Origin of the sequence: Nostoc sp. TCL26-01, from assembly GCF_013393945.1 — a bacterium.
In the GTDB taxonomy this organism is placed as follows: domain Bacteria; phylum Cyanobacteriota; class Cyanobacteriia; order Cyanobacteriales; family Nostocaceae; genus Trichormus.
The window spans coordinates 3,300,130-3,312,622 of record NZ_CP040297.1; the positions used below are offsets into that span (position 1 = coordinate 3,300,130).

General features: G+C 41.3%; 10 protein-coding genes. 6 read left to right on the plus strand and 4 right to left on the minus strand.

From position 1 onward, the window contains the following. Positions 1 to 5: 5 nt before the first annotated feature. Both FD725_RS14280 and FD725_RS14285 read right to left on the minus strand, forming a co-directional pair. Positions 6 to 1,022, minus strand: coding sequence for a glycosyltransferase family 2 protein (locus tag FD725_RS14280; protein WP_179048731.1), 1,017 nt, complete (start codon positions 1,020 to 1,022; stop codon positions 6 to 8). Positions 1,023 to 1,260: 238 nt separating this feature from the next. Beyond that, on the minus strand, positions 1,261 to 1,440 hold the full coding sequence (locus tag FD725_RS14285; RefSeq protein WP_179051543.1) for a hypothetical protein: 180 nt from the start codon (positions 1,438 to 1,440) through the stop codon (positions 1,261 to 1,263). 697 nt (positions 1,441 to 2,137) lie between these two features. Here FD725_RS14285 and FD725_RS14290 point away from each other — a divergent pair. Continuing rightward, positions 2,138 to 3,253, plus strand: coding sequence for a ferrochelatase (locus tag FD725_RS14290; protein ID WP_179051544.1), 1,116 nt, complete (start codon positions 2,138 to 2,140; stop codon positions 3,251 to 3,253). A gap of 179 nt (positions 3,254 to 3,432) precedes the next feature. Here FD725_RS14290 and FD725_RS14295 read toward each other — a convergent pair whose 3' ends face one another. Further along, positions 3,433 to 3,978, minus strand: a complete 546-nt coding sequence (locus FD725_RS14295; RefSeq protein WP_179048732.1) for an NADPH-dependent FMN reductase — start codon at positions 3,976 to 3,978, stop codon at positions 3,433 to 3,435. 355 nt (positions 3,979 to 4,333) lie between these two features. Between FD725_RS14295 and ftsH the strand changes: the two genes are divergently transcribed. The 3 genes from ftsH (at position 4,334) to FD725_RS14310 (ending at position 7,616) form a co-directional block, all read left to right on the plus strand. Further along, on the plus strand, positions 4,334 to 6,232 hold the full coding sequence (ftsH, locus tag FD725_RS14300; protein ID WP_179048733.1) for an ATP-dependent zinc metalloprotease FtsH: 1,899 nt from the start codon (positions 4,334 to 4,336) through the stop codon (positions 6,230 to 6,232). Positions 6,233 to 6,393: 161 nt separating this feature from the next. Further along, positions 6,394 to 7,026: a ParA family protein gene (locus tag FD725_RS14305; protein WP_179048734.1), complete on the plus strand. Its 633-nt coding sequence runs from the start codon at positions 6,394 to 6,396 to the stop codon at positions 7,024 to 7,026. Beyond that, a complete protein-coding gene (locus FD725_RS14310; protein WP_179048735.1) occupies positions 7,026 to 7,616 on the plus strand; it encodes a hypothetical protein in 591 nt (196 codons plus the stop codon). The genes FD725_RS14305 and FD725_RS14310 overlap by 1 nt, the downstream gene beginning before the upstream one ends. A gap of 184 nt (positions 7,617 to 7,800) precedes the next feature. Here FD725_RS14310 and cysC read toward each other — a convergent pair whose 3' ends face one another. Beyond that, positions 7,801 to 8,436: an adenylyl-sulfate kinase gene (cysC, locus tag FD725_RS14315; protein ID WP_256871918.1), complete on the minus strand. Its 636-nt coding sequence runs from the start codon at positions 8,434 to 8,436 to the stop codon at positions 7,801 to 7,803. Between the two features lie 503 nt (positions 8,437 to 8,939). Between cysC and FD725_RS14320 the strand changes: the two genes are divergently transcribed. Together FD725_RS14320 and FD725_RS32975 are read left to right on the plus strand one after the other, a co-directional pair. Further along, positions 8,940 to 9,767 carry a sulfotransferase gene (locus FD725_RS14320; RefSeq protein ID WP_179048736.1) on the plus strand — a complete coding sequence of 276 codons (828 nt, stop codon included), beginning with the start codon at positions 8,940 to 8,942 and terminating at the stop codon, positions 9,765 to 9,767. A 160-nt stretch (positions 9,768 to 9,927) separates the two neighbouring features. Next, the gene (locus tag FD725_RS32975; RefSeq protein WP_179048737.1) at positions 9,928 to 12,288 is read left to right on the plus strand and encodes a calcium-binding protein; all 2,361 of its coding nucleotides are present in this window, start codon (positions 9,928 to 9,930) and stop codon (positions 12,286 to 12,288) included. The last annotated feature ends 205 nt before the right edge of the window (positions 12,289 to 12,493 follow it).

A 12,493-nucleotide genomic window follows, 5' to 3' on the forward strand; every position in this document is an offset into this window, starting at 1 on the left:
GGCGTTTATCCTTTTAATAACTTCATTTTCTCTGTAAATAAAGATATTATCTTTTTGGAGCGTGGGCCACGATACTTTTCATATAGCAAGAAGCTGGGAGTAATCTGTCTAATTTTATTTAATATCTGTATAGTTAATTTATTGTTGACTTTAAATTTTTTGTCAAATAAATTTATAGGTGGCGTAACTATTTTTATTAGCCTATTGAAAGTATCCTCATCTTGTTCTCTGATAGCTTCTTCTAACAGATGTTCTATCCCAACTCGGCAAAACTGGTTTAATTCTGGATAATTTTTGGCTATAGTTTCGTAAAATAAAACATAATAGTTCCTCATGTAATTCCAATTATTAGTACGATTTGACTGATGCTTTGTGTAATATGCACCAATCATCGGTGTATAAACAAAGTTTGCACCTGCTTTTAAGATATCTACGGCAAAATATCTATCTCCTAAAGCTTTGAAATATTCAGGAAACTGAGTTTTACTGAGAACATTTTTATGGATGAGCATAGCCTGCTGGAGGCAAGGATGAGGCGAATTTGTTAAAAAGTCAGGTATCAGTAAACGCTGAATTAATTGCTCTGTTGCTAATGCACCAATAATATTTTCTTGGCGATTGACGATATTTTCTTGAGCATCTATGTATACTCGCTCATAATCTGCATACAATACAACAGAATCATGATCTGTAACCTCTGCTAAATAACTTAACTGTAATCTAATTTTGTCTTCATGAATCCAGTCATCAGCATCTAGACATTGAATCCATTCTCCTTGGGCTTGTCGCACACCAAAATTGCGCGAAGATGGTAAGCCACTATTCTCTTTAAAGAAGTATTTTACTTGCGGATAAATACCCGTTAGTTCCTCAGAAACTAGCCGTGTATTGTCAGTAGAACCGTCATCTACTATCAGACATTCGATATTATTATATGTTTGTGATATGACACTTTTAACTGAACGCTCAAGGTAATGACCTTGATTAAAGCAATTAATAATAATTGAGACAAGTGAAGACATTTGTAAGTGATTCCTTGAAGAAAAGTTGATCAGTCACTACTAAGACTCTAGAGTTAAAAGTAGTATCTGCTTGCTTTCAGGACTTTTGGTTATTAAGATAGCATAACTTTTTCGGGGAATCGTGGATTACTGTATTTAGTTGATAGTTCTCGTGAATTTTTGGGTTTGTAGCGAGATAATTGTTCTTGAGGCTAGAGATAAGCATGGTGACTGAGAGTCAGTCTATTGTAGATACAGATTACCAGTTGACTAGTTTCACCTGTCCTGTCTGGATATGGTCAAAAATTCGATTAATTTGCCGACGTTCTCCCTCGCTAATATCGATGTGATTGAATATAGTCGCAGTTAGTAAAGCATGATCTTGACGACTCATTTTTCCAGAACGGAGAATTCTGTCTACAATTTGCTTGGCTATCATCTCTGATGGGGTATGACAAATGTTGTAATTGTACCAATGGTCAATACTCACAGACTCTCCTATTGCATACAAACTTAAAGAACAAAGCTAACTCATGTCACAATCCAAAAATTAGATACATAAGTAATTTTGAAAGTATATGTAAAATTCCCATAAATTTACATATATCAATCAATCTGTATCTAGAGGTTTTTTGGGATTGTACTAGCAAAAAAGAACACAATAAATCTAACTTTACATTTATACTTACTCCCAGGGAAGTTTTACTGATAATTAAAAATATTCTCTATACTGTTTTAATACAATTTCAGTGTAAGTACGGTTGTAGATCATCAAGATTAAATAAAAATTTCAACTTACACAAAAAGGATACGTGTTGGATGAATCAATAAGACACCCAAGCAATTTCTGAATACCCATAGTCTCGGCTAAATCTTTTTACTACATAACTACATCAGTTATTACAAATTTAAATCCTATATTTTACGCTGTGATTTGCAAACATCCAGAGTCAAAAACTAGCTGGGACTTTTGGTTACAAGTACGTATCAGCTTATGTCTTTTGATATATTATTGTCACGACAGTGATCCCATCCAGGGGGATGGGATAATATTTGACTAGGTTGGCAAACAGTCAAGCTATATATAGCCTTAGATGATTTTGCCTGCCATTTTGGTTTATATTGAGGAACTGACTGTGGTTGCCACACCGGAAAAATTGCAACACACCCAGGAGCATTTATCTAGTCAAGACCGAGTAGCTGTATTGCTCATGGGTTATGGCGAAGTAGAAAGCTACGAAGATTTCGCTAACTATAACGAACAGGCTCTTAATCTCCTGACAGCAAAATTTGCACCAGTACCAACTTGGATTTATCCACCACTAGCTAAGTTATTGGCATTATTTGATCGTCACGAATGGGGACATACACACCACGATTTTATTTCTCCCCACAATGCCATCTTTGAAAAGCAGCGTGCTGGCATTGAACAAAATTTACAAGCAAAATGGGGCGATCGCATTAAAGTTTTCAAAGCTTTTAACTTTTGCGCTCCCTTTTTACCCCATCAAGTTTTAGCAGAAATTAAAGACCAAGGTTTTGACAAAATCCTGATTTATCCCCTACTGGTGGTTGATTCTATCTTTACCAGTGGGATTGCTATTGAACAAGTTAACAATGCTTTGTCAGCAACAGCTGATAGTGAAAATCATTGGGTGAAGGGGTTACGTTATATACCTTCTTTTTATAACGAACCAGAATATATTCATTTAATGGCACATCTGGTTGAGGAGAAAATTAGCGCTGATTTAGCCGCAGCCTACCTACCTTCTCAAATTGGTATTGTCTTAATGAATCACGGTTGCCCTCACAAAGCCAAAGGCTTCACCTCTGGAATTACCGAAAGTCAAGCATTATATGAGTTGGTACGGGAAGAATTAATCAACCGTTATCCCTTAATTTCTGTAGGTTGGCTCAATCACGATACACCGTTGATTGAATGGACACAACCCAATGCAACACAAGCAGCCCAAAACCTGATTCAATTGGGTGCAAAAGCTATCATATTCATGCCCATCGGCTTTGCCACAGAAAATCACGAAACCTTGTTGGATGTACACCACATCATCCATGCTTTAGAGAAAAAGTATCCGAATGTGGATTATGTGCAGATGGCTTGTGTAAATGATCATCCCGAATTTCTGGCTATGGCTGCACAGTGGGCAAACACCCAAATTGCTGAGTTGCAAAATGAGCAAGCATCTGCTATTAACCCGCAACTAGCTGGACACCATCATCATCATCATCACTAAGGGGACAGGTGACAGCGAATAGGGGACAGCGAATAGAGAAGAGGGAATAGGCAATAGGCAATAGGCAATAGGGAAGAGGGAATAAGCAATAGGCAATAGGCAATAGTCATTAGTCATTAGTCATTAGCATTTCTTCTTTTCCCCTGCACCCCTCACTCCCTCACTCCCTCACTCAGCACTCACTCACCCCCTCGCAGCTTGCGGGTGTTGTCAAATAAACTTTGAGCAAATTGATCAAATCTTTGAGAAAGTTTTTCATCTAATAACTTTCCTTCCGGACTGAAGGCACTGTAAGCTTGTCCAATGGCAATTTGCTCTGGAATGACCCAACCGTGTACCCAGCGTACAATCAACCGCAGGTCATTTAAAGCGTTACTGTTAGATTGACCCCCTAGTACACTAATCAGTCCTGTGACTTTATCAGACAGTTCATCAAAGCTCATCAAGTCGAGGGCATTTTTTAAAACACCACTCACACCACCATGATATTCAGGTGTCGCCAAGATTAATCCATCACTGTGGCGAACAGTATCACGTAAACGCTGAACATCTGGATATTCTGAATAATCTTTACCACCGTTGCATAATGGTAATTGTAATTGCCGCAAGTCCAGAATTTCTACATCTGCACCTAATGCTTCTAGGCGTTGCGCTGCCACTTGCAAGGCTAACTGGGTGTAAGAGTTAGGTCTTAAACTACCACCAATACCAACAACTTTCACCATAATTCACCTATAATTAAGATTTTCTAAAAATACGAAGTCATTACGACTATGATTATAATCATAACCATTTATTCTGCCAGAGTCAAATTTAGATATGATTTACGCAAGTGTTGGATATTTTTTCCCATTCTTCACTTCGACAAAGCTTAATGACCACTGTCAACAGTCAACAGTCAAACTTTTTTCACGTCATTCCCCTAAACCCCTAAACCCCTAAACCTCTACACCCTTAACCCCCTAATTCCCTTCGTGTTTTTTGAAAGAGTTAGACTAGATTAGATAAAAGTGATTTCCAGTTAAAGAGTAGGCATAAAATCAGCGCTCCGCCTATGGCAGCAGACAAAGGGTAATTATTATGAAAAATTTTCAGAAAAAGGCATTGATAAAACAGCAACAACCAAAGCGTGCAGCTTGGACTAGTGCGCTGGCAGCAGGTTTAATTATGTTGCCAACGGTATTTGGGGGTAGTGCTGTTCTGGCGCAGAAAGCAGAGCGTGAGTCCCTGACATACGGAGAGTTAATCCAAAAAGTTAATCAAGAGCAAGTCAAAAAAGTAGAACTGGACGAAACTGAACAGATTGCTAAAGTTTATTTAAAAAATCAAAAGCCTGACACACCACCCATACAGGTGAGGCTTTTAGAGCAAAACACAGAGTTAATCAATAAACTCAAAGAAAAAAATGTTGATTTTGGTGAAGTGTCTTCTGCCAATAGTCGGGCGGCGGTGGGGTTATTAATTAACCTGATGTGGATTTTACCATTGGTAGCTTTGATGCTGTTGTTCCTGCGTCGTTCTACCAATGCGTCTAGCCAAGCAATGAATTTTGGTAAATCCAGAGCGCGTTTCCAGATGGAAGCCAAAACTGGAGTGAAGTTTGACGATGTAGCCGGCATAGAAGAAGCCAAAGAAGAATTACAAGAAGTCGTGACTTTCCTCAAACAGCCAGAAAGATTTACGGCTGTAGGCGCGCGTATTCCTAAAGGTGTGTTGTTAGTAGGGCCTCCGGGAACTGGCAAAACTTTACTAGCAAAAGCGATCGCTGGCGAAGCTGGTGTACCATTCTTTAGTATCTCTGGTTCGGAATTTGTAGAAATGTTCGTCGGTGTGGGTGCATCCCGTGTCCGCGACTTGTTCAAGAAAGCCAAAGATAATGCTCCTTGCTTAATATTCATCGATGAAATCGACGCAGTAGGTAGACAACGGGGTGCAGGTATTGGTGGTGGTAACGACGAGAGAGAACAAACATTGAACCAGCTACTTACGGAGATGGATGGTTTTGAAGGTAACACAGGCATCATTATTATTGCTGCCACCAACCGTCCTGATGTGCTTGATGCAGCGTTGTTGCGTCCCGGACGTTTTGATAGGCAGGTGATAGTTGATGCACCAGATTTAAAGGGAAGACTGGAAATTTTAAAAGTCCACTCGCGCAATAAGAGAATCGACCCTAGTGTATCACTGGAAGCGATCGCCCGCCGCACACCCGGATTTACAGGCGCAGATTTAGCCAACCTTCTCAATGAAGCTGCCATTCTCACCGCCAGAAGACGCAAAGATGCCGTTACTATATTGGAAATTGATGATGCAGTAGATAGGGTAGTTGCGGGGATGGAAGGCACACCCCTAGTAGATAGCAAGAGCAAGCGCTTAATTGCTTACCACGAAGTCGGACACGCCTTAGTTGGTACATTATTAAAAGACCATGACCCAGTGCAGAAAGTTACGCTCATTCCCAGAGGACAAGCACAAGGTTTGACTTGGTTTACACCCAACGAAGAACAAGGTTTGATTTCCCGTTCTCAACTCAAAGCGAGAATTACTTCTACTTTAGCTGGTCGTGCGGCGGAAGAAATTGTTTTTGGTAAACCGGAAGTGACTACAGGTGCAGGTGATGACTTGCAAAAAGTCACATCAATGGCAAGGCAAATGGTTACTAGATTTGGAATGTCTGAATTAGGCCCCTTGTCTCTGGAAAATCAAAGTGGAGAGGTATTTTTAGGACGAGATTGGATGAATAAATCAGATTATTCGGAAGAAATTGCTGCCAAGATAGATGGACAAGTCCGAGAAATTATTAACACTTGTTACCAAACTTCTAAGGAATTGCTGCAAACTAACCGTGTAGTTTTAGAGCGACTAGTAGATTTATTAGCCGAACAAGAAACTATTGAAGGTGAACTCTTTCGTAAACTTGTGGCTGAAAGCAATACACCAATGGTTGATGAGAAAGTATCCGTAGTCATTGGTCAATAGTCAATAGTCAATAGTCAATAGTCATGACTAACTGAGATAGGAGGACAAGGGGAAAAACTTGTATAGGTTCTTCCCCCCATCTCCCCAATCCCCAATCCCCAATCTATACCTAGTTGCCCAAAAAGCGGTATATTCAAGTATGGCAGGGTCGGAAGTAAGCAGTGCCAAAAATCATCACTATTCTTAACGGTAAGGGAGGAGTCGGTAAAACGACTACCGCCATCAATCTAGCAGCTCAGTTTGCCAAGAAAAAAAAAGTTCTTCTGATTGATACAGATATTCAAGGCTCTGCTAGTTGGTGGTTTGGCAGAAGTCAGAATGGGATGGGTTTTGATTTATCTCAAGAAACTAATCCTCAACTTTTAGGTCAGTTGCAAGCAATTAAAGGTTACGATTTAGTAGTGGTGGATACGCCACCAGCGCTACAATCAGAAACACTAGCGACAGTAGTAGCGATCGCAGACTATCTAGTTTTGCCTACACCTCCATCAGCAATGGATTTGGCTGTATTAATCGAAACAGTCAAAGCTGCTGTAGTTCCAGTGGGAGTTCCTCACCGGGTACTACTCACAAAAGTCGATACTCGGAGTATAAATGAAGCAATAGAGGCGCAAAATACTCTCCAAAGGTTAGGGATTCCAGCTTGTAAAGCATTTATTCGGATCTATAAAGCTCACGAGAGAGCAGCTTTGGAGGGTGTAGCAATCGATCAATGGCGGGGAAACAATGCTAGAGAGGCGGAGTCTGACTACCGCCGTGTAGCGGAAGAACTACAGCGTGATTGGAGAAAATAATGCCCAGGAAACAGAATCTATCCGATTTAATTGAACAAGAAACTCAAAAATTTACACCGACTGCTGACGAAACGGCAATTGAAGTTACTGCCAAAGCAGTAGCAACAGAAACGATTGCTAATACAGAAGCATCATCACAGCAGACAACTGAATCCACAACCGCTAAACGTAGCACTCCTACTAAGGCAGATTTGGAAGAAACTATTAAAGATTTACAAGCCACAATTGAAAAATCTACACAACAAGAGAAATCTTGGCAGCAGCAAATTAAAGAGTTGCAATCAGCTTTAGCTGAACAACAAACTGCTGGAGAAAAACTGACAAAAGAACTGCATGAAGCTAAAAAAACAGTATTACAACTAGCAGAAGCTAATTCTCAACTCATAGAAGAAAATAAACTTTTAAAACAAGAAAAAGAAAAACCAGCCAAAGAAAAACCTCAACCGCCAAAACCACAGCCAGAAAGTTACAAACCTGTTCTTACTTATAGAAAATCACACCGCTTACCAGAACGGTTGCCCATACAGCCGAGAGAAACTACAGAGAAGGAGAAGGACGATTTTTCAAGTAATACTTGGTTGTATGACTAGTAACGCAAAGCGTAATACTCGCCTTCATGTGAGAAGCAAGCTACGTAACTATGTTTTTGCAAGGGTTTGAGAAAAGTAGGTTGAGTTGAGACTTTGCGTACTCCGTTGGAGAACCCGCAAAGTAACCCAACATTCTTAAAACTTTGTTGGGTTACTCTCCCTTGAATGACTTCTGAATTCTTCTTCAAGAACTAACAATCGATACCTGTGGTGAACCTTGCCTACGCCGTGGAAAACTCTGAGAAAATTCTCTAGTTTCCACACCATCAATAACATAACCTAATTCTGACAGCTTGCGTAATACCTTAGTAGCACTGGCACTGATATCCTCTCGTACAGTATCACACTCCACATCTGGATGAAGCGGCACTTCATAAGGATCATCAATACCCGTAAAGTGCTTAATTTCTCCTGATCTAGCTTTTTTATATAAACCCTTCACATCTCTTTCCTCGCACACATCCAAAGGTGCATTAACGTAGACTTCCAGGAAATTACCGATTACGTCTCGCATTTCCTGACGCATTTCGCGGTATGGTGCGATCGCTGCCACTAAAACAATCACATTATTTCTCGTCAATAGGTTAGCTACAAAACCTATACGGCGGATATTTTCTTGCCTATCCTCTTTGCTAAAACCTAGACCCTTAGTTAGGTACTGACGGATCAGATCACCATCTAGTACTTCTACTTTATAAGAGAGCGATCGCAGTTTCTCCTCTACAACGCGACAGATAGTAGATTTACCAGCACCACTCAACCCAGTAAACCACACAGTCACACCAGAATCTTGCTGCATCATTGCTTTATAGTTTGTCATCTTCATTCATTGCATAACTCAGGTCATTTATCCTGCCCATATAGCTACCTATCAATAGTAATAATTAATATTTCTCAAACTTTATCTTAAGTAGTGACACTTAAAAATGTGTCGTTTAACATAGAAGCGCAGGTTAATTCAATCACATAATTTCTACGGCTAAATAACTAAAAAAGATAGTTACACCAAAGAATTACGGTGTTGTATAAATGCGAGATAAATTAAGCAACTGTAGGGTGCATCAGTATAAATAATTTCTCAGTGCAGTGAGGTTTTGGCGCACTGACGCACTCTACCCACTAAAAAGACAGTTAAGCCAGGGGTTTTAATAATTTTGTCAGGATACATCCGTCAGAATACAGGAGTCAGAATAGTTCAAATTCTCATATTTGATGAGTAAGCTAATATTCCTAAACCCTGATTAATTCTGAATTCTGACTCCTGACTCCTGAATTCTATTTAGATAATTTTGCCTTTCACCTTTTAACTTCTACCTGATTCAAATGACACCAAAATTGCACTTCATCTCAGGGCTACCCCGTTCGGGTTCCACACTCCTTAGTGCTTTACTCAGACAAAATCCCCGATTTCACGCCAGCATGACTAGCCCAGTTGGTAGCTTAGTCAAGCGAATGCTAGAAGCGATGAGTGAAGACAGCGAATTTTCTGTTTTCATTACTCCAGAACAAAAGCGGGCGTTAGTTTTGAGTATTTTTTCTGCTTATTATTATCCCCAAGCTGACAAAGAAATTATCTTTGATACCAATCGTGTATGGTGCAGCAAACTCTCCTTAATTCATGAACTATTTCCCACAGCTAAAGTAATTTGTTGTGTGCGGAATATTGCGTGGATTATGGATAGCGTTGAACGGCTAGTCCGGCGTAATGCCTTTGATGTTTCTGGATTATTTCAAAACCCATTAGAACGCGCCAATGTCTACAGTCGGACAGAAGCCTTAAGCCAAGGAGGGCGATTAGTCGGATTTGCTTATAATGCTCTCAAGGAAGCTTTTTACAGTGAACATAGTCATTCATTACTATTAGTTGAATACGACTTATTAAGTCAAAATCCTGAAAAAACTTTATCCCTGATTTATCAATTTTTGGAAGAAGAACCATTCACCCATGACTTTGAAAACGTCCAGTACGATGAACCAGAATTTGACAAACGTCTGAATACGCAAGGCTTACATAAAGTCAGGAAGAAAGTCGAATTTCAACCACGGCAAACAGTCCTACCACCCGATTTATTTACCAAGTTTAATAACTTGTCTTTTTGGACAGAACTCAGCAACAGCCAAGCTAATTTGATTGTCGCCCAACCTTCGTAAACGCTCAAGATCCCCGACTTCTTTGAGAAGTCGGGGATCTGTATAGCTGAATGTGAATAAACCTGACTCAAGTGCTTTAGCTCATTACAGCACTTGAGTGAGGACAAATCTGTTTGCGGATTTGTATGCCTCATCTAATCAAAATCAAGGAGACAATCACATGGCAAATTTTGATGTTAACCAACTTATCGATGATGGAACTGGCAATCAATCAGGCACACTCAGCTGGGCAATTCGCCAAGCAAATGTAGCCGCAGGCGATGACACAATTACCCTGAATAGTAATGTGCGAATCACAGGGGTGATGAAGACACTAGTTAATAGCAACCTCACTATTGTCGGCAATGGTAGAACTATTAGCGGTGATGCCAATAATGATGGCATTACTAATGTTGGTGATCTTCGCCCCTTATTTATTTTGTCAGGAACCGTCAATATCTCCAACCTCACCATCACTAATAGCATGGCTAAAGGAGGAGACAGTGGCGTTGGTGGCGGTGGTGCTGGTCTGGGTGGCGGCTTATTTATTTATGATGGCAATGTGTCGTTAACTAATATCACGTTCAGCAATAATCAAGCCCGTGGTGGTGTCAGTAGTGGTTATGGCAGAGCTGACGGCGGTGGCGGAATGTTCGGTAGCGTCACTAGTGATGGTGGTGGTGGTCTATTTGGTAAGGATGACGATAATGGTTTTGATGGTGGTTATGGCGGTAACGGCAACTATGGTGGCTTCGGTGGCACCAATGGAGGCAATGGTGGCTTCGGTGGTGGTGGTGGTGCTTATGGTGAAAGCAATGGTGGCTTCGGTGGTGGTGGTGGTGCTTATGGTGAAAGCAATGGTGGCTTCGGTGGTGGTGGTGGCTATAACTACTCTGGCAATGGTGGCAATGGTGGCTACGGCGGTGGCGGCGGTGGTGGCGACGACGGTGCTGGTATTGGTGGCTTCGGTGGCGGCAACGGCGGTTATGGTTACAATGCTGGTGGTGGTGCAGGTCTGGGCGGCGGCATCTTTATCCGCAGTGGTGCTTTAACTCTCAGAAACACTACTTTTAATAACAACACTGCTACAGGTGGCACAGGTGTTAATAATGGTCAAGGCTTAGGTGGCGCACTATTTGTCATGCAGTCCACCACCAACACCAATGGCAACAACCAGGGAATGCCCACAACTCGACCCACAGTCTCAGCCACAGGTGGAACAGTTTTCACTGGCAACAGCGCGGCTAACGACACTAACACTGCCACCAACAACGATGATATCTATGGCGCAATAGTCGCCTCTAATCCATCAATTACAGGCACATCAGGAAAAGACCTCCTCAAAGGCACAAATGGCGACGACACCATCGATGGCTTAGAAGACAACGACTACCTCATTGGCAATGCTGGCAACGACACCCTCAACTGCGGCACAGGCGACGACTATGGTTTTGGTGGTGCAGGAAATGACACCATCAACGGTGAAGATGGCAATGATTTACTCTACGGTAACGAAGGTAACGACACTCTCAATGGTGGTGAAGGTAACGACAATCTTGATGGTGGCCCTGGTGATGACACTCTCATCGGTGGCAATGGCAATGATATCTACACTGTCGATAGCTTGAATGATAACATTACCGAAACTGCTACAGGCGGAACTAGAGATAAAGTCAACTCTTCTATCACTTGGACGCTACTAGACAACCTAGAAAATCTCACCTTGATTGGTAATGCTGCTATCGATGGTACTGGTAATAGCCTCAATAACCAAATCTTCGGCAATAATGCCAGCAATACTTTAGATGGTGGTGATGGTGATGACTGGTTAATCGGACAAGGTGGTGATGATACCCTGATTGGTGGTGCTGGCAACGATCGCCTTGATGGTGGTAGTGGTAATGATACTCTCAATGGTGGTACTGGCAATGATATCTATGAGATAGATAGTGTTAGTGATGTGATTACCGAAGCAGCCAATGAGGGTACTGATACTGTTATCTCTAGTGTGGAATTCACTCTGGCTACTAATTTTGAGAATTTAACTTTGGTGGGAAGTGGCAATCTCAATGGTACTGGGAATGATGCCAGTAATCGCTTGATTGGTAACAGTGGCAATAATACCCTGACTGGCTTGATTGGTAATGACTATCTCTCTGGTGAGGGGGGTAATGATTTACTCATTGGTGGTTCAGGGAATGACACTCTTGTTGGTGGTACTGGTGTCGATACTTTTGATTTGACTGGTGTTCTGAGTAGTGGCTTTGATACTATCTTAGATTTTAAAGTTGGTGAAGATATTGTCAGACTCTCTGGTCAAGAGTTTGGACTTCCTGGGGGAACACTCAATTCTAGTTTGTTTGTTTTAGGCACAAAGGCAAATACACAGAGCGATCGCTTCATTTACAATCAAGCTACAGGCGCACTGTTCTATGATGCTGATGGTAGTGGTAGCAATCAACAAGTACAAATTGCTCTGTTCTCTAATCGTGCCGCTTTGTCTAGCAATGACTTTGCTGTTTTCTCTCTGCAGCCTGTCTAGTGTTCTACCGCATTCATATAATAACTGTCATTGCCAGGAACATTTGCGCTAGCGTTCTCAAAATCTTTGTTCTCTAAAGTTAACGTGAGTTCGACAAATCTTTTTTGACCTCTCCCCCAACCCCTCTCCGACGCGGAGAGGGGAGTAAAGAGCATAAAATATCAACAAAGAATGAGAGTTTTAAAGCCTCTCTCCTTGTAGGGGA